The following is a 19,431-nucleotide window of genomic DNA, read 5'->3' on the forward strand; positions in this document are numbered from 1 at the left end:
TGAACTCATTTATAAACGCTTAATCTATAATCAATTTAGTTGTTTTGTCCGTAAAAAATCCATCGAGGTGATTGGACGTTGATCCATACAAAGAAACTATTAAGTCTATCCGAACAAATAGCAGAGCAAATTAAAGATTCCTTAATCAATAAAGACTTAAAGCCTGGTGATAAACTGCCTGGGGAAAAAGAACTTGCCAATGAATTTCAAGTGAGTAGGCCTACAGTTCGAGATGCCATTAAAATATTGTCGTCTTCTAAATTAGTCATAACAAAACCGGGAGCTAAGGGGGGACATTTCATTACGGAGTTTGACCCTGATTCATTCGTAAGTGACTTTAGTGATTACATAACTCTTTCCCTCAGTTTAAAGGGGATTACGTTAGAGGAAGTAATCGAAATGAGAAAAATGATAGAGATCAAATCATGTGGAATTGCTGCAGCAATGCGTACAGATGAAGATCTTATTAGGTTAAAGAGTTTAATTCCAAAAATAGATTCCGTTAATGATTCGCACTACTTTAGAGATGACTTTAAATTTCATAGGGCTATAGCAAAAGCCACAAAAAACCGACTCATAATGATTAATATTGAAGCGATTTCAGAAGCGATTATCCCATACTTTCAGTCAACTGATTGTTCCACTGAATTAAAAGAGGGCCTTAACAAGGAACTGCACGGCATATACAAAGCCATAGAACAGAAGGATCCAAAAGCTGCAGAGGAAAAAATGAAAGAACATCTGAATCATTTCATAAACTTCATTCCTCAATTTGAAAGCGCCAGTAAGGAATTCCGTACATCTTAAGGCGATATATCGGTTGAATTTTAATGGTAAAGAAGTGCATGGAAAGAAAAACAAAAAACCGGGCAGAATCGCCCGGCCTTACCTGTCACACGGTTTCTATAATCTTGTTGACCAACGTGTTGGCTGGCCGATTCAGTCCTAAGTTTCCGCGTAAGGTATCTTCTGTGTATTCGGTACGGAATATGCCACGTTTTTGCAATTCAGGGATGACATGATCGACGAAGTCTTCAAGGCCGCCCGGTAAATAAGGAGGCATGATGTTGAATCCGTCCGCCGCTCCATTTTCGAACCATTCTTGCAATTGGTCTGCGATTTGTTCCGGTGTTCCTTTGATTTCACGATGGCCTCTGGCACCGGCTGTTCTTTGATATAGCTGGCGTATGGTCAGGTTTTCACGTTCAGCCAGGTCCTTCAATAATGTAAAACGGCTTTTCCCTCCATTGATTTGTTCTAGTTCCGGCAGGTCTGGCAGTGGTCCATCAACGGGATACCCTCTTAAATCCACACTGATCATCGCCGACAAAAGTGCAACGCCTGCTTCCTCTGGGATAAGTTCTTCAAATAATTGCTTTTTCTCATCTGCTTCTTCTTCTGTTGCCCCAATGATTGGGAAGACACCCGGCATGATTTTCAGTTCCTCAGGGGAACGGCCATATTTCGCCATCCTTCCTTTCACATCCGCATAGAAGCTTTGCGCTTCTTCGATTGTTTGCCACGCTGTGAAAATCACTTCCGCCGTTCGTGCCGCCAGCTCTTTTCCAGCTTCGGATGATCCCGCTTGAACCACAACGGGATGGCCTTGGACCGGACGGGTAATATTCAAGGGTCCTTCTACGGAGAACCATTCACCCTTATGATTGATGGCATGGATTTTCGAGCCATCGGCAAATTGCGCGGATTCCTTATCCATGATCAACGCCTCATCTTCCCAGCTATCCCAAAGCTTTTCTACAACGTCCACAAATTCCTCAGCCCTTTCATAACGCTTTTCATGTTGAAGATGATGATCGGAATTAAAGTTCCGTGCTTCGGCATCCGTATTGGATGTGACGACGTTCCACCCTGCACGACCATTGCTTAAGTGGTCGAGCGATGCAAACTTACGGGCTACATGATAGGGTTCGTTGTACGTCGTGGACACCGTGCCGACTAGCCCGATTTTTTCCGTAACCGCTGAAAGTGCCGATAACAGGGTGAACGGTTCAAAACTAATTCCCGCTCTTTGGACGTTTTTAGCACCGTTATGTTGCAACGCATTACCATCCGCAACAAACAGCATATCGAATTTGCCGCGCTCTGCTGTTTGGGCCAGTCTTTTTAGAAAATCAAAATTCAATATATTATGAGTTTCAGCCTCGGGATGGCGCCAACCGGCCACGTGGTGTCCAGGAATCATGAAAAAAGCGCCTAATTTCATTTCTTTTTTATTCGTACTCATCTAATCTCCTTCTTTCTACTATTCTATTTTCAACACTTATATATGAACGCCCGCCACTTTTTCAAGGAGAGTGTTTTTCGGACGGTGTAATCCCAAATTTTCACGCAATGTGCTGCCTGAATACTCCGTTTTGTATATGTTCCGCCTTTGCAATTCAGGAATGACTTGATCGACAAAATCATCTAACCCGCCCGGTAAATAGGGAGGCATGACATTAAATCCGTCTGCCGCTCCATTTTCAAACCATTCTTGAAGTTGATCAGCAATTTGTATTGGTGTCCCTTTAATTTCACGATGCCCGCGAGCACCTGCAATATGTTGATATAGCTGACGGATTGTATACCCTTCACGGTTCGCCACATCCTTCAATAACTGAAAGCGGCTTTTTGTTCCATTGACTTCTTCTAAATCAGGAAGTTCAGGCAAGGGACCATCCAATGGGTAACCACTCAAATCGACATTGACCATCTTCGATAAAAGAGACACACCGGCTCCTTCTGGAATCAGATCGACCAATGCTTGTTTCTTCTCATTTGCTTCCTCTTCCGTATTCCCGATGACGGGAAATACTCCAGGCATGATTTTCAGGTCCTCAGGGGCACGACCATATTTCGCCATCCGCCCTTTTACATCCGCATAGAATGCTTGTGCTTCCTCTAATGTTTGCCAAGCAGTGAAAATCACTTCGGCCGTTCGCGCCGCCAGTTCTTTTCCGGCTTCGGAAGATCCGGCTTGAACTACAACCGGATGACCTTGAACAGGACGGGAAATATTCAGTGGTCCTGCAACGGAGAACCATTCCCCTTTATGATTGACGGCATGGATCTTTGAACCATCCGCAAATTGCGCCGATTCCTTATCCATGACCAACGCCTCATCTTCCCAGCTATCCCAAAGCTTTTGAGCGACATTCACAAACTCTTCAGCACGCTCATACCGCTTTTCATGAAGGGGATGTGCGTCGAGATTAAAGTTACGAGCTTCTGAATCAGAGCCTGATGTGACGACATTCCATCCTGCTCGCCCATTGCTCAGATGGTCCAAAGAAGCAAACTTACGGGCGACATGGTAAGGTTCGTTATACGTCGTCGATACGGTACCAACCAGCCCGATGTTTTTCGTTACCGCTGAAAGCGCCGATAACAAGGTAAATGGTTCAAAGCGTGTATTTACGGTTTGCCCTAATACTTGTTCATCCTGCGTGTTGAGTGATACATGATCGGCAAGGAACAGTAAATCGAATTTTCCGCGCTCTGCAGTTTGGGCCAGCTTTTTTATAAAATCAAAGTTCATGATATCCCTTACCTCTGCTTCTGGATGACGCCAAGCTGCCACGTGATGACCTGGAATCATGAAGAAGGCACCTAACTTCATTTCTCGTTTATTATTCGTCATCAAACCACCTCTTCTACCTTCGATTATTGATTGACTTTCCAAGCCGAGAATCGTTTTTCCAGAGACACTAAAACATAATTCAATAACAATCCAAGCAAAGAAATCGTTATGATCCCGGCGTACATTTCAGCGATTTGGAAATTCATCTGCGCATAATTGATCAAGTAACCTAAGCCTTCTTTGGCTCCTACCATTTCAGCTGCAATTAACACGAGAATCGATGCCGTCCCTGCCATCCGTATTCCGGTAAAAATAGTCGGAATAGAGGCCGGCAAAATAACCTTATAGAATAGTTTCTGGGAGGATAATCCCATTGATTTAGCTGACTTGATGAGCAACGGATCGACATTTTGAACGGCGTTGATGGTATTTAAAAGAATCGGAAACGTACAAGCGAACAGGACAATCGCTATTTTGGACACTTCCCCAATCCCAAGCAATAGGATAAAAACGGGCAATAAGGCCAACGCGGCTGTATTGCGGAATAACTCCAATACTGGGTTCAAAAAATCTTTGGCCAAAGGAAACCAGCCGATGATCAGACCTAAAGGTATCGCAATCAATAGGGCCAACCCAAACCCAATGAACGAACGGAAGAAGCTTGCCTTGAAATGGGCGAATAATTCTCCTGATGTCACCAATCCCCACCATCCTGCAACCACTGCCGAGAAAGGGGGGAAGAATACGGAATCCACCAATCCAATTCGTGGTGCAATCTCCCAAATGGCTAGTAACAGGACGATCACGGCTGTCTGCTTCACAAGTTTTTGAAGCCAGGTAAACGATAAACGGATAGGCCGCTTTCTTTCAATAGGTACAGCAATAGCTTTTTCTAAACTGGACATCTATGAACCACTCCTTTTTTTATGAATTAAATGGAAGCCGCTTGATAGACCTTTTCATGAAGAAGGCTCCATATATGATGTCGTGCTTTTACAAAGTCTTCATGTGATCGAATGTCCACTTCGTTCAAACGTGAATCCAAGGGGATATCCACCATGTACTTGACCGTTCCTGGATTCGTGGACATTACTGCGACTCGCTGCCCTAAGTACACAGCTTCATCGATGCCATGCGTGATGAAGATGATCGTTTTCTTCGTCTTCTCCCAAATCCGTACCAATTCACTCTGCAAGGTTTCCCGCGTCTGCGCATCCAATGCGGCAAACGGCTCATCCATCAGTAGCACATCCGGATTATAAGCTAGACTCCTAGCGATGGCGACGCGCTGCTTCATCCCACCTGACAATTCATGAGGAAAACGATCTTCAAACCCCTCCAACCCCACCAAAGATAAGTAATATTGCGTCCGTTCATGTCGTTCTTTCTTCGGAACTCCCTTAGCTTCGAGACCAAAATCAACATTGCCTCGCGCTGTCTTCCAGGGAAACAAAGCATATTGCTGAAACACGATTCCGCGGTCCAATCCAGGTCCCGTAATTTCCTTTCCATCAAGGAGGATACGGCCTGAAGTCGGTTTCGTTAAACCACCGAGCAGATCTAACAACGTGGATTTCCCGCACCCACTTGGACCGACCAGCGTTAAAAATTCACCATCTTTCACGGAGAAGTTCAAATCCCTTACCGCCGTGAACTCCTTCTTCGAGCCTTTTCCCTTTTCGGTATCCCGTACAGTAAACACCTTTGTCACTTGATCAAATCGAATTTTATCCGCCATATCCACACCCCATTCATTTAGTTTCAAGCTCTTTCGTATATGGATTATATTCATTCGTATATAAGTCATCCAACTTCACTTGGCCCTTTTTGATTTCCCCGTTGGCTTCTAGCCAATCCGTCCATACTTGGAATTCGGATTCTTTTATATAGCCACCTTTTGCGGCTACGCCCGGACTTTTCCAATATTGAACCGTTTCCGAATCTTCTTTTCTACCTCGTTTCTCTATGATCGATTCAAAGCGGGCAATCACTTCTTCACGAGGTGTTGTACGTGACCATTCAATCGCTTTTGCAGTTGCTTCCACAAATTTTTTCACGGTATTCGGGTTTTCCTTTATGAACTTATCCGTAAAGACATAACTTCCTGCCGTAAAGGTTCCAAATAGATCATAATCACTAAATAATTTACTGATGCCTCCATTATCCAGTGCCCTGTCACGTGCCGCTCCATTTAAAGCCACGACATCGATTTGCTTTTGGCGTAATGTTTGTTCACCATTCCCCGTTGGCACCACCACTAACGTAACCTGTTTGATTTCATCATCCGTGAGGCCATTTTTCTTTAAATATTCCTTTAGAACCAATTCAAGATGGGCTCCAAGCGTATTTACCCCGACTTTTTTACCGATTAAATCACGTGCATCTTTTATCGGGCTGCCTTCTAATGTATAAAAGCCGACGAAGGTGTCTTCATCACTCCCATAATAACCAATGACCGATTTAATGGGGGCGCCGCTTGATTTCAATTTGATGATGGCTCCATTAAAGGCACCACCGAAATCCGTTTGACCCGTCGCGGCCGTTTGAATATCCTGAGGTCCGCCATTCACATTTCCCACCCAATCTAACTTAATCGGATCTAAATAACCTAAATCCTCCGCCAGTTCTGGATAGAGTACCGATCCAGCATATCCCTGATACTTCAGTTCCACTTTTTCATAGCCATCCTGGTTTTTCTCCACTGCTTTCCCTGAAGAACAACCAACTATCACAAGTAATGCACCAATCCATACTAAAAATAAGGCCTGTCGAGTCATTTTCATTTTTTACTCTCCTTTATTTACGGGGCTCTTAAACACAAAAGACCCTCGATTAATTTTCCAATTAAACGAAGGCCTCCAGAAGTCTAGTCAGCCACACTATTCAATTATGATTCAGGGACCACATGAACATCCCTTTGAAGATTCTTCCCATTAGAGCTCCTTGCATTGGATCAATATGTATATATCTGAAACGCAAATCCCCCCTTTCTTAAACAAAAGAGGCCCCCATTTTCACCATGTGGTGAACGTAGGGGCCTCCGGTTAACCAGTAAGCCAATTCATTTAATTCCAATAAAGTTTATAGGTTTAATATATTTACTTTTTCAAAAAATGTCAATCATTTTCTGAAAGTTCTTTCTTTTTACCCATATTTTATGTAAAGATAATTCGCTATTTAATTTAGATTAGATAGGATACAGAATGGTGCAGCATTCATTCACCAACAGGAATCACTGTGGGCAGGTCACTTCTTCAACAATCGATTCCCCCTCACTCTGATCACGATCTGACCACTTCCACTTTTCCTGCAATCGGATTCTCCCATCAGATAGGAACTCAGGTGTGGAAAAGCATTGCCCGCCTCTGATCTCCTGCTGAACATTTACATGGTTATACCTAAACTGGATGCAGCCATTTTCCTGTACAATCCCGATCATGGTCCCTTTTAGGATGTATCCTCCGCTATAGGTGGCGAAAAGAATATTCCCTTCTTGATGATAGTCAAAAATGGTTTTTGAAGAAACCTCTCCGTTTGCTGTATTATCAGTCGATGCAAAAGTACGTCCATCGTAATTAATCATAGATAAAGGCTCCTTTTTGTTTGTCCTCTTGACCTGTGTACTGCCAGACCCAAATAATTTTTGCTCTCCTAATCAACCAATATTTATATGGATATAAAATTGTTTAATCAACGTTCATTTCCTTACAAGCCCATCTATCCCCTCTAGCATTGTGTTAAAATTTGGTTATATAGACTAGAAAGAGGTTTTAAAATGAATAAAATGATGTTTTACTTTTGGATAGTGGGTATCGCCATTATTGCTTTTTTTACAGGGGAAATTGCTACGGTCATGATGCTCTACTTAATCTTGATTGCTCTACATGCCATCCATTCAACACTTAAAGATTTTTATGATGATTGGAAAAGTAAGCAGTAAATGATGTTCGAATGTTTGATTTCTTAGAAAGGAAGAAATGCTTGTACAATAATTATAACCAGAGGTGAAGATATGAGGAAAATAGTAGTTGGCTTCTTAATAGTTTGTCTATATTGTTTCCCATTTGTCTATTTTTCGATGTACCAAGACTTTAATAACCGTTCCATGCTTGGCTATTTATTAATGATTGTAACAACTTCGATTCTTGCCTTTTTCGGCAAATTATATAGTAACTCAATCCCTATTATTTCGGGTAATACAGTATCTGCAATCATATCGTTTTATTTTATCAGTGAAATGGCAGGAAACGAACATTGGGGTGGCTATTTTAAACCACTTACTCCATATCAATTACTTATATTTGTTGCTCTTGTGAATTTAATTCCTCAATTTTTCACTATGAAGTTAGCAAATATATATAAGAATAAAGCTTAACTAGTTGGATGGGTAACTTTTTTAAAGTTACTCATTTCTTGAAAATATCAAACTATCTCATACATAGCCAAGATTAAAAAATTGGCGGAATGTAAGCGACCCCGATTTCCCATTCACTCTTCACCCTCAAAGTTCAAATAGGTTACGTCTTCTTTTTTAACCACCGTAAATACTTCGTTATCCTTTGCATATAATACGGTATCGCCATAACTATACTCTCCGTGATTAAAGGAAATGCCGAATTTATTATTGCTTGGGTAGCCATATATGTAACAAACGACTTCCCCCTCTTTCATGAACACGATTTGATTCATGCCCTCGTTGACCGTTTCCTTAATTCTATCCCACTTATATCCGACCGTCTCATACACATCTTCTTTTGTATAATACGCGGGAAATGAATAGACTTTATCCCATTCAAATGGAGTAAACTCCGTCAAATTCACAGGTTCGTCCGGTATCTCCATCGTCAGGATCTTATCTTCGAGCAGCTTTGCATTCGTATCCCAAATCTCCTTTTTAAATGGATTCGCCCATATGAAGACAATGAGAATCGTCAAGAACACCGAAGCTATCATATACCTTTTCTTATTATTCATATAACCTCCTCCTTAAATTGTTTTTTAAAAGTAATCCGGGATTTCAAAAGGATCTCTATCATTTTCTTTTGAGTAGTACATACATATGCTATCCTTATATTTTTGCTTAGCAGGTGGCAACTCAATAAATTTCAACTTGTTATAGAATTCCATTCCGATATCGCTATACAGGAAAAAATCCGTACACTTTTCATTTCGCTCTAACTCCTGTATGACTTGTTGAATCAGGGCAGACGCATAGCCTCTTTTCCTTAGGGTAAAGGGGGTGGCAATTGATCCAATTCCTCTACTGGTGCTACCTTCTGATGAAGGTAGTTCGTATACGATAAGAGAACTTATTACCTCTTTTGTTTCTGGATTTTCTAAAATGTACCATGTGCCCTTCTTGTACTTACTAGATTGGTTACACATCGTTATATATTCGTCAGAAGGCATGTTTTCTCCCCAAACATCGTACCCCATCAGATACACTGACTCCATATCCTCACTTGTTGCTTTTCTGATCTTCAGCATATACCGACTCCCTGTTTTTACTTAGTCCATATCGGATTTTTATAGTAAAATGACTCAAAGGAGGTGACTGATATGGAACTACATTTGCCTAAACGTATCCTAATATCTTTAACAATTGGCATCTTCCACTCTATGACTTAATGAACTTGAAGTTTCGGCAAACAGCTATTTTTGTTTTGAAGAAGATTTCCCTATCCTAGAGTCATAGATTTCCCGTCATTATTTCTTCCTTTTCTTCAAAATATCGTGCTTTAGAAGGGATGAATATGGTCAGGCAAAGGGCCCCGGCCAGTACAATTCCTAATAGGCAAAAGCCGATACAAACCATTTGCAACGAAAACCAGTCGGCCATTAACCCGAGCAGCAACGTCAAAACAATTTGTACGATGCCTTGAACCATTTCTGCCATGCTGCCAAATCTCCCCATAATCGCAACCGGTACATTGTTTTGGAAAAAGGTGGCGTATCCCGCGTTCGCAAATGACATCACAAAGCCTAAAAACACGAAAGCTGACGTCGCCGTTATAAAGTCCACGGATGCATAAAATAACAGGTATCCGATTGTTGACAGGAACAATCCCCCTCCTACAAAGTATCGAAGTGGCAGTTTCTTGGAAACCGCAGCCGCAACGGCCGCACCTCCCAATGCCCCAGCACCCGTGAGACTTGTAATGAAGCCATACTCTTTATCCGTCAATTCCAAATGCTGTTTAATGAAGGTGACTTCTTGTGAATCCAAGGCATAACCGATGAGCACGCCCCCTTGAAACAAGATGTATACCGTTATGAAGAACTTGGCTCCCTTCGTGAATTCCCTGACCGCTTTCCAATCGCTCAGGAGCGTTTTCAAGGAAACGGGGGCTCTTTCCGCTTTTCCTAAATCTCCGTCCACATCCGGAAGAAGGTAGATGAAAAAAGCACAAACGAAGAACGTTATGGCATTGATCACAATACATAAATCGGTCCCTACCGACATAATGAGGATTCCTGAAATGGCGGGTCCCAATAAGAACGCACCTGAACTGGTCAAACTCATGATGGAGTTAAAACGTTTTCGCTGTTCAAGAGGAACGAGCTTCGTTATGTAGACCGATGAACTTGGGCCAAAAAAGGCGCCCACAATATTGATTAATAGTAGCACCGCATAGATAGACCATAATGACCCGATAAAAGGAATCAAGAATATCAAGATCCCTCTTACGACATCAATGGACATCATCAACCGGCGTTTATTGACCCGATCAATGACACTCCCCGACCAGGTATTCGTGATCAAAGTCGCTAATGGCCTGATCATATACAGTCCAGCCACCGCTGCCGCTGAACCGGTCAAGTTCAAGATGGAAACATTAAGGGCAATTAAGTAAATCCAGTTTCCTAGATACGAAACCCCTATTCCTGATAGTAATAGAATGGGGTTCTTCCAACTCTTCATTCACTCACCCCTTTACTATCGAAGAATTGTTATCCAGTGACTCTATAAAAGTATGTAGTGTTCGTGAATATAATTCGGGCTGGTCTCTGTGCACCAAATGTCCCGCGAATGGAATGATGGAAACGTGGATATCCGAATTCAATTGCTTATAGGTTACAGCCGCTGAAATTTCGTTTTTTTCTGCTTCGCCGACCAAACACAAAGCCGGCACAGGAAGATGGGAAACATCACCCGTTTCGGCGAACGGATAAAAATCGTCTCCTTGAAAAGAGCGGAGTAACGCTTTCCAGTCATTGTTTCCATGCATTCCATCCAAAATCGAAACCACTTCTTCATTTTCAAATAGTTGTTCGTGATGCGCTGCTTCCTGTTTCGAAAGCTCCTTCCAATTATCCGGCTCAATGGGGAAAATTCCGGAGAAGGTTAAGGATGACACTTGCTCGGGATATTTCTTAGCAAACAATAAAGCGGCTATGCCCCCAAGGGACACTCCGGCAATATGGCACTTTTCAATCCGCAATGCCTTCAATGTGTCATGGATGTCGTCTGCGCAATGACTGAAATAATGATCAATTGGACCCTCCGATTGACCATGCCCCCTTAAATCAGGACGAATCACTTTGAAATTCCTCTCTGAAAAATAATCGCTTTGTTCTTCATACTCCGTTAATCCCGTCATACCGCCTGAATGAATCAATACAAGCGGGAACCCTTCGCCTGAAATGCTTGTATGTAAGATCATCCCCATCTCTCCAATCATTCTATAAGTTTTCATTTATTATACTATTAATCATACATATTTTTACATAATATTCAGATAAAAGGGGTTGGGTAGCAAACCCCTATAATCACGCCTCCCAAAGTCCTTAATCAATAAAGCCAAGAGTTTTGCGCTATGTTTTTTGTATTTAATCTTTTGTTGTTCCTTGCTTCTTTTTACGGTTTCGATAAATGGCTAGAGTAGAAATGCAAACTATATAGATAATAAAAAGAAAGAAAAGAACCACTTCCTCTACCTCCATGACAAGAAAAGGATTAAACGTGTCTATAATGGAAGTGGGCACATCAAAGCCTATGAGCATATCTATTCCTAACGAAAACAAAATCAAGCATACAAATATCAAAATAGAGATTCCTAATACTTTCAAGCCTTAACACGCTCCCCATAGATTTTGGTCCCACCGATTTATCAGTTCACTTTCATTCCTTCATCCTTCCCTTTCCTATTCTTGATAAAAGCAATGAGCAGAAGGAAAAGAGGAATAACCAACTGAAAAGGAAGATGGATATACAAAGGAGCAACCTCTAGTCCTTTATATACATGTTCTGAAAAGTTGCTGGCAATTAATATCGATAGTAGTAAGACGATGAACCCCATTGGATAAACCAATACAGAAGATTCTTTGATCTGGAACAAATTAGTGGTACCTTCCACAGATGCATAGAAAAAAACACCTAGCTTAAAGAAGCCTGCAAAAACGGAGGATAGCATAAAAGTAACATCCAATCTTTCTAAAAACCCAGCTAGCTCTATGGTCTGGATAGTAGAAAGAAGGGGAAACTGTGTGCGCGAAAGTAGACTCACACCGAGTACACTGATATTTATTGTCATGATCAGTGCCAGAATCATGCCACTTAACCCTAGTCCGTATAATCCTGTTTTCATCACCTTTTCGGGCTTGTTCAAAAAGGGAAAAATCATGGTGAATACAATAATTTCACCGAATGGAAAGTATAGAGTAGTAAAAGCGGTTTTTAGGACTGGCCTTAATCCTTCTTCCAAAACAGGTTGCAAGTTAGAAATATGCATACTTCCAGAAATACTAATTAGTATGAAGCCGCTGATGCCGAGTAAAGCGATAATAATAAAAATCAATTCTCCAGTTCGGGCCAGGACCTCGATCCCTTTTCTAATTGTATACACGACGACTATGATCATCAGTGCATTCATAATAAATAATGGACTTTCTGGAAAGAAGACCGTGATCAAAAGTTCCCCAAAATCCCTCAGGACTCTAGCTGAAATATAAATAAAGTAAAGGATGTAAAAGAAAGCCAATATTTTCCCTACAAAGCTACCTAGTATTTTTTGCAGATATTCGGTCAAAGGAATATCTGGATAGTACGAAAAAAGAGCATAATATATCAAAAATAAGCATAACCCGCCTGACAGTCCAATTAGTATAGCCAGCCAAGCATTCTGTTTCGCTTCAACCGCGAGGGGGACCAATATCGCACTGCCAAGTTCAAACAAGACAATAAGCACGAACAGCTGATGTGTACTGATCTTTGCCTTTTCCAATAAAATCCACATCCCATTTTAGACTTTACATATCTGAAAGATACGAATTTTTTCTTAACCCACTCCGCCTGATAAAAGCTTCTACCTCAACCTTTACGGTCAATTTTGGGAAGTAAGCTTCATTCCACTTACTTTTCATACCTTCCCATTGCTTTGGGTCGGACCGATGAACCACTTCGCCAAATCCGAAAATATCCGTTTTATTTAGTTGAGTCTTCTTAACTGTCTTTTCTAGCTCCTTTTTGATTTCTTTTCTCACTACTTTTTCCAATTCCAAAATTATAGAAGGATCATTTAGATTGATGGGTGTCCTTACTTCGCGAATATCCCCTTCCGCCCGGATTCGTACCGTAATGACAGGGAGGTCCTTCTTCGTGTCAGCAATGACTTTAACTTTTTGACGGATAACATTATAGACAAGGCTATTTTTATTCCCTCTCCAATCCAGTTCAACATCGGTTTCTTTAATTCTGTCCAGTATCCAAACAACACCTCGGGAGGTTTCGCCCTGATACCAATCAATTAACTTCCCGTCTCTAAAAATGGCTAGCCCGTGCGCTTCCAGTGTTGTATCGAGCTCCGACTTTTGAACATTCGTCATATCTTTGCCCTGTTTGACCTTCCCTTTCATTCGAAAGCCGCTGAGGACCGGTTCCCTTCCATCGGCAGTAAGTACAGAAATGAATTCCTGAATGGAAACCTCCAAATGCTCTCCTTTTGTTAATTCAGTAATTTTTAATGTGCCGTTCACTTTCTCTGCAGGAATTTTATCTATGGCCGTCAAGGTTTTAAGCAAATCCCCCGCTTTTGTATCATGGGCAATCACAAGTTTTAATGTGGCTCTGATTTCTGGATCCCTTTCAAAAGCATCTAAAATGGTTGAAATTCCTTCTTCCTTTGCCAGTTCTTCACTGATGACTAGTAGATTTGCATGAGCATGATAGAGCCTACGAGAGACTTTCGATGTTGCGTTGAAATGAGCCTCCAGCGTACTATGGCCCTTAGCACTGTATACGGAAACAGCAGGACTTTGTCCGCCCCCACCGCCCTGGAGCCCTCCTGCTACGTTACCTGGATTGATTATTTGTATCGTCTTGGTATAGGTTCCATCATCATTCTTATCAATCGCCATAGCAGAAATGATGGCTAGGTCGTTTAACTCCTTCTGGTTCCAACACCCTGATAGGAAAATGGGGATTATCATCATCATATAAAGAAAAATCGATTTATGGTTCATTGCGACCACCTTTTCTTACGGTAGAATTCACCATGTTACGAGGTCCTGGGGGCTTAGGTTTCTGAGTTTCACCTTGTCCAGTATTAGTAGATTCGCTCATTAATCTTGGTTTCTTTTTGTAAGCCCAAAGTGGCCTACGGAAAATCGTATCTCCGACTTCATCCTTTATAAATGGGGCCAACGGAGACATATAAGGGACACCGAATGAGCGCAGGCTGCATAAGTGAACAATTAGGACGATAAAGGCAAGGGTGATTCCATAGAAACCGAATACCGCGGCACTTAACATGTATACAAATCTGATCATACGTGCAGATATAGCCACTTCATACGAAGGTGTTGCGAAGCTGGCAATGGCTGTTATTGAAACGACAATGACCATTGCCGGTGAGACTATGCCTGCCTGTACAGCTGCCTGCCCAATGACAAGCGCCCCTACGATAGAGATAGTCGAACCTATCGCTTTAGGCATGCGTAGGCCTGCTTCTCTTAAAATTTCAAAGGTTATTTCCATGATGAGCGCTTCGAGAAATGCCGGAAATGGGACCGATTCGCGTTGTGCCGCAATGATTATGACCAACTTTGTTGGAATCATCTCCTGATGGGAGGTGGTAGCAGCGATATAGACTGCTGGTCCTACAAGAGAAATAAAGAAGATGGCGATACGTAAAAAGCGAATCGCCGTAGAAATGTCAAACCGTTCATAATAATCTTCAACCGATTGAAAAAAATCATTAAATAAGGCGGGAACAAGCAATACGAAGGGCGTCCCATTAACAAATATGGCAATTTTCCCTTCAAGTAGATTACCTGCAATCTTATCTGGCCGGTCTGTATGGTTGATGGTCGGAAACGTCGTTTTTGTCTCATCTTCAATTAACTGTTCGATATATCCAGATTCAAGAATGCCATCGATGTTAATCCTTTTTAATCGGGTACGCACTTCTTCAATGATTTCCTTTTTTGCAATACCATTTATGTACAATAACGATACATCCGTTTTCGTTGTTTTACCTATCTTCATGGACTCACTCCACAAATCTGGAGTATTAATTATTCTACGAACCATTGCTATATTAGTCTCAATGGATTCCGTAAAGGACTCTTTTGAACCACGAATAGCAATACTTGTAGTCGATTCCTGAATGGAACGTCTCTCTCCACCCTGCGTGCTGGCACTGAGAGCTTCCCTTATCCCATCTATAAAAATGATGGTGTTGCCTGACATCAGGTCCGTGAATAAAGAATCCCAATCAACAACTTCTTTAATCTCTCCAAGAGCAATAACCTCTTCGCCAATAAACTGTAAAGCCTCTTTAGGAATGGACTTTTCGTGTAACACAGGATTATTAAGAATGGACTCTATTAAGAAATCATGTAAAGTTTGAGTGTCAATTAAACCTTTAATATATACAATGGCAATTTTCACCTTGAAATTTTTTTCAGATAATGATCGAATCACGATATCCGAACTGTTCCCCGTTTTCTTCTTCAAAACTTCAAGATTCGCTTTCAATGTCATCTCCAAATAGTCTTTTAATTTAGCACTAGAAGGATCTTGACCGTTATTCTTTTCATCATTTCCCGAATCAGGCTTTCCTTTTATAAATGAAAACATGGCACCGACCTTCCTTTTCTTTTCCTATTCTGTTCGTGAATGTACCCATTTATGCAAGGCTCTCCCCGGTAAGAAGGACAAACTTTTGTCTCCCGCTACCCATGGAAATTCAACCCTATTTACTATTTATGAAATAAAAAAGCACCTCAAAACCGCTAGGTTTTGAGGTGCTTTTAGGTATACCGTATCAAATTAAAATCTTCAATATAAGGTTTGGATTAATAAGTTGTCCAACCGCCATCAGCTGTAACGACTTGTCCATTGATGAAGCTAGCATCTTCGGATCCTAAGAAGATAGCCAATTTAGCAATTTCTTCTGCTTGGCCGACACGCGGGTTAAGGGCCATTCCCAACCCTTGACGAGCTACACCCACTTCAGAAACGCTAGTCATCGATGAAGTGATGTTCGTCAAGACAGCACCTGGTGCGATGCCATTGCAACGAATGTTTTTGTCAGCGAACATGAATGCCGTGTTTTTAGTTAAACCGACCACCGCATGTTTAGAAGCTGTGTAAGCTGCACCTGCTCGTCCGCCATGTAGGCCGCCCGCAGAAATGTTATTCACGATGACTCCGTGCCCTTGCTCTAGGAATAGTTTTGTCGCGATGCGCATGGATTTCATGACAGCTGTCGTGTTTACGGCAAAGATCATATCCCAACGGTCATCTGAAATTTCGTTGACAGGCTCCATGCCGTCCATGATGCCAGCATTATTCACTAAAATATCCAGTTTGCCGTATGTTTTTACCGTTTCATCGAATAAGCGCTCTAAATCTTCAGCCTTCGTTACATTCGTATCGATAGCGAATGCCGTTCCGCCTTCAGCCACGATCGCTTCAGCAACAGCTTTAGCACCTTCTAAGTTCATATCCGAAACCACTACTTTCGCCCCTTCAGTTGCATAACCTTCCGCAATGGCTTTCCCCATACCTGACGCTGCACCTGTGACGATTGCTATTTTATCTTGTAATTTCATTAAATACTCCCCCTTACACACCATTTTTATTGAACACTTGTTCAATAAAAATTATAATGAAAAGAATGAATATGTACAATCGACAAAAATGGTAGAATGTGTTCATAAATAGACAGATTTAGGATGATGTGTCCGTTAAAGGAGAAATACAATGAAAAAAGATTTACGGGTGATCAAAACAAAGAAGAATTTGCAAACGGCCTTATTGACCTTGCTTGAGGAAAAACCACTGGAAAAGATCTCGATTGCGGAACTTTGCAGAGAAGCAAACGTGAACCGGGGCACGTTTTATTTACATTTTCAGGATGTACCGGAGTTGTTTGAAATGTACTTTGAAGAAATCACGATTGATTTGAAGAAAGCCTATTATGAGCCCTTTCATTTAACAAACAATCATATTGCGAATTTAGAACCACATATGGTCCGTATCTTTCATCATGTAAAGACGTTCGATACCTTTTATTCCATTGTTTTCAACAGAAAGGCGCCACTGATGTATTACTATACGTTATTTGACATCATCCGCGTTTATTTAAAGGATTCCATCGAGGAAAACATCCTGAATGCAGATGACTTTCATTCAGATTATACGGCAAGTTATCAGGCCAACGCCATCTTGGGGATGGTCATCGAATGGGTATCCAGGGGATTCAAGGAAACGCCTGAATATTTAAGCGAACAATTACTTCGTATGAACAAGAATAATCGATAAATGGACGAATTACCTGTAACTTTACGAGATGATTTCACACAATAGAAAACCCAGTAACCATGAATTCAGTTACTGGGTTCCTTTTGCTAAAAACAAGATTTGCGTTTGCTGAAATTATCCTATTCGAACTGGATTTGAATCGAAACGACTTCGGAGCGTGTACCAATCCGGATAGGCGGACCCCAAAAACCAAAACCGGACGTTACAATCGAATGCATCTGTCCCTTTTGCAAGTAGCCCCGATCATTTTCATAAATGGCATCAGTAATGAGGTTGCCTGGGAAGACCTGCCCGCCATGGGTATGACCTGACAGCATCAAGTCAACGCCTGCCTGCTGTGCTTTATCAAGTTCATATGGTTGATGGTCCAGTAATATAGTAGGTCTTGTAAGGTTCACACCATTCATCAGTGAGTCTAATGGTCGCCTGTCGTGATCGATTCGGTCTTTGCGCCCGACGAGCGTGAATTGCCCTTGAACGTCTACGATCTCATCATAGAGGATAGTGATTCCGCCCTGTTCCAAAGCTTCGATTAGTTCCTTTATCGTACCATCATGCCTATCGTGATTCCCAAGCGATGCATAGACTCCGTACGGGGCATGGAGCTTGGATAATGTCTGATCGATTTTTTGATCAAGGAAAGGCTGAATATCGTCATCGAAGAGATCGCCTGGCAACAGGATGATATCTGGTTGGAGCGCGTTCATTTCCTTAACCAAACGCTCCGCGTGGTTTTTACCTGACAGCAGACCAAAGTGTGTATCTGCCGCCATCGCAATATGAAGGCTATCAAGAGTCGAGGAGCCTTTTTCCATCTTGATATCATAGTTGCGAACAACGGGGCTGTATGCGTTATATGTCCCGTATACTAGAAAAAAAACAACCAAGCCTATCGTGACGATGCCCGCCCATTTATGTGTTATGTGCCTTGGTAGCCGAGTGAGGCGCAAGAGGATAACCGTAATATGGGCAAGGGGAACTAGCAGTAACAGCAAATAAAAGCATGCCATCCAATAAGCACCCACAATATTTATAAAGGTGAGCCCAGACATGCGGCCGACAATAAGTGAACTGGCTGCCAGCACGAGGACGAGGCTATAAAGTATCTTGAAACGTCGGCTTGATGATTCCGGACGGAGCCAGCGATATCCCCGCCACCCGATATAATAGACGAGACCGCCATAAAGCAGCAAGGCGATGATCAGAATAAGGATGAGCATATGAATTCTCCTAACGTTCTATTTTTCAATCTCCTTTTTTCTTTTATTATCTCTGCAAATGAGCTAATTTCCGCTTTCATTATAATTGTAAGAATCATACATCAAATGGCTACAAAATTCCTTTTAAATGTTTTTAACTAGATTGCGAGAAGCGTACGCTTGGTGAGATGAAATCTCATTATTAAAGATTCAAAGTAGAAAACCCATACCAATTGTCATGGGTTTTCTATAGTACATTACTTATTTAGATGGCCCTCAAGTAATAGTCAATCTTTGACTTCATCCCCATTCATGCAAAAAACTTCATTACGGGCTCAAGCGTTTTACCATATTCAGTGAGTGAATACTCTACTTTCGGTGGGACTTGTGGGTACACAACCCGTTCGATTATATCTTGGTCCTCAAGCTTAAATATGGACAGCTTTAAAAGAAGCAGGATTAGGGGCATCTTTACAACATTATAATCCACTAATCGATGACAAAGTGAAAGAAGAATGGGATATACCAATCAACTGGAAATTAATTACCCAAATGCCGTTTTGTAATCCGATTTCTCTACCGGTGAAAAGGTATTTAGGCAAGTGACTTACCCCTATGTCATAAATTATAAACAGGAAACAACAAATGATTATGAGTTTTTCAAAATCAACCAAAAACTTTAACACAGCCTATATTATTTATAAAATTTGAAGCGATCTTCAACTGGTTTAATTTTAAGCTAAAGCTGTGGTAGATACATAAAGGGTACCTCGCTTAAAGTAACGGGTTCTCTTTTTTGATAATCATTGATAAGTTTTGGTGGGAAATTTTGGAGATTTAATGTATGGTATTAGTATTCACCAAGCGAATGATAACGAAAATTG

General features: G+C 41.5%; 20 protein-coding genes and 1 pseudogene. 4 read left to right on the forward strand and 17 right to left on the reverse strand.

Annotated elements, in window-relative coordinates:
• Positions 1-78 precede the first annotated feature (78 nt).
• Positions 79-807 carry a FadR/GntR family transcriptional regulator gene (locus tag ACIQXH_RS16550; protein ID WP_402874002.1) on the forward strand — a complete coding sequence of 243 codons (729 nt, stop codon included), beginning with the start codon at positions 79-81 and terminating at the stop codon, positions 805-807.
• A gap of 85 nt (positions 808-892) precedes the next feature.
• Here the strand turns inward: ACIQXH_RS16550 and ACIQXH_RS16555 are convergent, their stop codons facing one another.
• From ACIQXH_RS16555 to ACIQXH_RS16580, 6 genes are all read right to left on the reverse strand, one after another.
• Positions 893-2,245 carry an LLM class flavin-dependent oxidoreductase gene (locus tag ACIQXH_RS16555; RefSeq protein WP_402873999.1) on the reverse strand — a complete coding sequence of 451 codons (1,353 nt, stop codon included), beginning with the start codon at positions 2,243-2,245 and terminating at the stop codon, positions 893-895.
• Positions 2,246-2,281: 36 nt separating this feature from the next.
• A complete protein-coding gene (locus tag ACIQXH_RS16560; protein ID WP_402873994.1) occupies positions 2,282-3,640 on the reverse strand; it encodes an LLM class flavin-dependent oxidoreductase in 1,359 nt (452 codons plus the stop codon).
• A 23-nt stretch (positions 3,641-3,663) separates the two neighbouring features.
• Positions 3,664-4,485, reverse strand: a complete 822-nt coding sequence (locus ACIQXH_RS16565) for an ABC transporter permease (protein ID WP_402873991.1) — start codon at positions 4,483-4,485, stop codon at positions 3,664-3,666.
• A 26-nt stretch (positions 4,486-4,511) separates the two neighbouring features.
• Positions 4,512-5,318: an ABC transporter ATP-binding protein gene (locus ACIQXH_RS16570; RefSeq protein ID WP_402874284.1), complete on the reverse strand. Its 807-nt coding sequence runs from the start codon at positions 5,316-5,318 to the stop codon at positions 4,512-4,514.
• Between the two features lie 13 nt (positions 5,319-5,331).
• A complete protein-coding gene (locus ACIQXH_RS16575; RefSeq protein ID WP_402987206.1) occupies positions 5,332-6,363 on the reverse strand; it encodes an ABC transporter substrate-binding protein in 1,032 nt (343 codons plus the stop codon).
• 449 nt (positions 6,364-6,812) lie between these two features.
• The gene (locus tag ACIQXH_RS16580; RefSeq protein ID WP_403124774.1) at positions 6,813-7,163 is read right to left on the reverse strand and encodes an avidin-fold protein; all 351 of its coding nucleotides are present in this window, start codon (positions 7,161-7,163) and stop codon (positions 6,813-6,815) included.
• 192 nt (positions 7,164-7,355) lie between these two features.
• Here ACIQXH_RS16580 and ACIQXH_RS16585 point away from each other — a divergent pair, with 192 nt between their 5' ends.
• Complete coding sequence (locus ACIQXH_RS16585) at positions 7,356-7,520, forward strand: hypothetical protein (protein ID WP_402873984.1); 165 nt, start codon at positions 7,356-7,358, stop codon at positions 7,518-7,520.
• Positions 7,521-7,592: 72 nt separating this feature from the next.
• Positions 7,593-7,955, forward strand: coding sequence for a hypothetical protein (locus ACIQXH_RS16590; protein ID WP_403124777.1), 363 nt, complete (start codon positions 7,593-7,595; stop codon positions 7,953-7,955).
• A gap of 113 nt (positions 7,956-8,068) precedes the next feature.
• Here the strand turns inward: ACIQXH_RS16590 and ACIQXH_RS16595 are convergent, their stop codons facing one another.
• The 9 genes from ACIQXH_RS16595 to ACIQXH_RS16630 form a co-directional block, all read right to left on the reverse strand.
• Positions 8,069-8,554 (reverse strand): hypothetical protein, encoded by a 486-nt coding sequence (locus ACIQXH_RS16595; protein ID WP_402873978.1) that lies wholly within the window; start codon positions 8,552-8,554, stop codon positions 8,069-8,071.
• Positions 8,555-8,578: 24 nt separating this feature from the next.
• Positions 8,579-9,067, reverse strand: coding sequence for a GNAT family N-acetyltransferase (locus ACIQXH_RS16600; RefSeq protein ID WP_403124779.1), 489 nt, complete (start codon positions 9,065-9,067; stop codon positions 8,579-8,581).
• A 202-nt stretch (positions 9,068-9,269) separates the two neighbouring features.
• Positions 9,270-10,502, reverse strand: coding sequence for an MFS transporter (locus tag ACIQXH_RS16605; protein ID WP_403124782.1), 1,233 nt, complete (start codon positions 10,500-10,502; stop codon positions 9,270-9,272).
• A 4-nt stretch (positions 10,503-10,506) separates the two neighbouring features.
• Positions 10,507-11,244 (reverse strand): alpha/beta fold hydrolase, encoded by a 738-nt coding sequence (locus ACIQXH_RS16610; protein WP_403124785.1) that lies wholly within the window; start codon positions 11,242-11,244, stop codon positions 10,507-10,509.
• 166 nt (positions 11,245-11,410) lie between these two features.
• Positions 11,411-11,650, reverse strand: coding sequence for a YczF family membrane protein (locus ACIQXH_RS20460; protein ID WP_402987216.1), 240 nt, complete (start codon positions 11,648-11,650; stop codon positions 11,411-11,413).
• Between the two features lie 41 nt (positions 11,651-11,691).
• Positions 11,692-12,804, reverse strand: coding sequence for a GerAB/ArcD/ProY family transporter (locus tag ACIQXH_RS16615; RefSeq protein ID WP_403124790.1), 1,113 nt, complete (start codon positions 12,802-12,804; stop codon positions 11,692-11,694).
• Between the two features lie 25 nt (positions 12,805-12,829).
• Entirely contained in the window at positions 12,830-14,041 is a 1,212-nt protein-coding gene (locus tag ACIQXH_RS16620) for a Ger(x)C family spore germination protein (protein WP_403124792.1), read from the reverse strand.
• Positions 14,031-15,659, reverse strand: a complete 1,629-nt coding sequence (locus ACIQXH_RS16625) for a spore germination protein (protein ID WP_403124795.1) — start codon at positions 15,657-15,659, stop codon at positions 14,031-14,033. Before ACIQXH_RS16625 ends, ACIQXH_RS16620 begins: the two co-directional genes overlap by 11 nt.
• Positions 15,660-15,877: 218 nt before the next feature.
• On the reverse strand, positions 15,878-16,636 hold the full coding sequence (locus tag ACIQXH_RS16630) for an SDR family oxidoreductase (RefSeq protein WP_403124797.1): 759 nt from the start codon (positions 16,634-16,636) through the stop codon (positions 15,878-15,880).
• A gap of 151 nt (positions 16,637-16,787) precedes the next feature.
• Between ACIQXH_RS16630 and ACIQXH_RS16635 the strand changes: the two genes are divergently transcribed.
• Positions 16,788-17,348 carry a TetR/AcrR family transcriptional regulator gene (locus ACIQXH_RS16635; protein ID WP_403124799.1) on the forward strand — a complete coding sequence of 187 codons (561 nt, stop codon included), beginning with the start codon at positions 16,788-16,790 and terminating at the stop codon, positions 17,346-17,348.
• A gap of 119 nt (positions 17,349-17,467) precedes the next feature.
• Here the strand turns inward: ACIQXH_RS16635 and ACIQXH_RS16640 are convergent, their stop codons facing one another.
• The gene (locus tag ACIQXH_RS16640; protein ID WP_402957204.1) at positions 17,468-18,568 is read right to left on the reverse strand and encodes a metallophosphoesterase; all 1,101 of its coding nucleotides are present in this window, start codon (positions 18,566-18,568) and stop codon (positions 17,468-17,470) included.
• Between the two features lie 279 nt (positions 18,569-18,847).
• Positions 18,848-18,974, reverse strand: a pseudogene (locus tag ACIQXH_RS16645) (winged helix-turn-helix transcriptional regulator); the annotation flags it as partial.
• Positions 18,975-19,431: the final 457 nt, after the last annotated feature.

Origin of the sequence: Peribacillus sp. NPDC097225 (assembly GCF_044761955.1) — a bacterium.
Classification (GTDB): domain Bacteria; phylum Bacillota; class Bacilli; order Bacillales; family DSM-1321; genus Peribacillus.

Excerpts from the sequence above, each read along its gene's own strand:
- ACIQXH_RS16590 (WP_403124777.1), top strand. The coding sequence starts at position 7,593 with ATGAGGAAAATAGTAGTTGGCTTCTTAATAGTTTGTCTATATTGTTTC.
- ACIQXH_RS16580 (WP_403124774.1), bottom strand. The coding sequence starts at position 7,163 with ATGATTAATTACGATGGACGTACTTTTGCATCGACTGATAATACAGCA.
- ACIQXH_RS16575 (WP_402987206.1), bottom strand. The coding sequence starts at position 6,363 with ATGAAAATGACTCGACAGGCCTTATTTTTAGTATGGATTGGTGCATTA.
- ACIQXH_RS16570 (WP_402874284.1), bottom strand. The coding sequence starts at position 5,318 with ATGGCGGATAAAATTCGATTTGATCAAGTGACAAAGGTGTTTACTGTA.
- ACIQXH_RS16605 (WP_403124782.1), bottom strand. The coding sequence starts at position 10,502 with ATGAAGAGTTGGAAGAACCCCATTCTATTACTATCAGGAATAGGGGTT.
- ACIQXH_RS16620 (WP_403124792.1), bottom strand. The coding sequence starts at position 14,041 with ATGAACCATAAATCGATTTTTCTTTATATGATGATGATAATCCCCATT.
- ACIQXH_RS16635 (WP_403124799.1), top strand. The coding sequence starts at position 16,788 with ATGAAAAAAGATTTACGGGTGATCAAAACAAAGAAGAATTTGCAAACG.
- ACIQXH_RS16555 (WP_402873999.1), bottom strand. The coding sequence starts at position 2,245 with ATGAGTACGAATAAAAAAGAAATGAAATTAGGCGCTTTTTTCATGATT.
- ACIQXH_RS16565 (WP_402873991.1), bottom strand. The coding sequence starts at position 4,485 with ATGTCCAGTTTAGAAAAAGCTATTGCTGTACCTATTGAAAGAAAGCGG.
- ACIQXH_RS16610 (WP_403124785.1), bottom strand. The coding sequence starts at position 11,244 with ATGATCTTACATACAAGCATTTCAGGCGAAGGGTTCCCGCTTGTATTG.
- ACIQXH_RS16600 (WP_403124779.1), bottom strand. The coding sequence starts at position 9,067 with ATGCTGAAGATCAGAAAAGCAACAAGTGAGGATATGGAGTCAGTGTAT.
- ACIQXH_RS16625 (WP_403124795.1), bottom strand. The coding sequence starts at position 15,659 with ATGTTTTCATTTATAAAAGGAAAGCCTGATTCGGGAAATGATGAAAAG.
- ACIQXH_RS16560 (WP_402873994.1), bottom strand. The coding sequence starts at position 3,640 with ATGACGAATAATAAACGAGAAATGAAGTTAGGTGCCTTCTTCATGATT.
- ACIQXH_RS16595 (WP_402873978.1), bottom strand. The coding sequence starts at position 8,554 with ATGAATAATAAGAAAAGGTATATGATAGCTTCGGTGTTCTTGACGATT.
- ACIQXH_RS16630 (WP_403124797.1), bottom strand. The coding sequence starts at position 16,636 with ATGAAATTACAAGATAAAATAGCAATCGTCACAGGTGCAGCGTCAGGT.
- ACIQXH_RS16640 (WP_402957204.1), bottom strand. The coding sequence starts at position 18,568 with ATGCTCATCCTTATTCTGATCATCGCCTTGCTGCTTTATGGCGGTCTC.
- ACIQXH_RS16585 (WP_402873984.1), top strand. The coding sequence starts at position 7,356 with ATGAATAAAATGATGTTTTACTTTTGGATAGTGGGTATCGCCATTATT.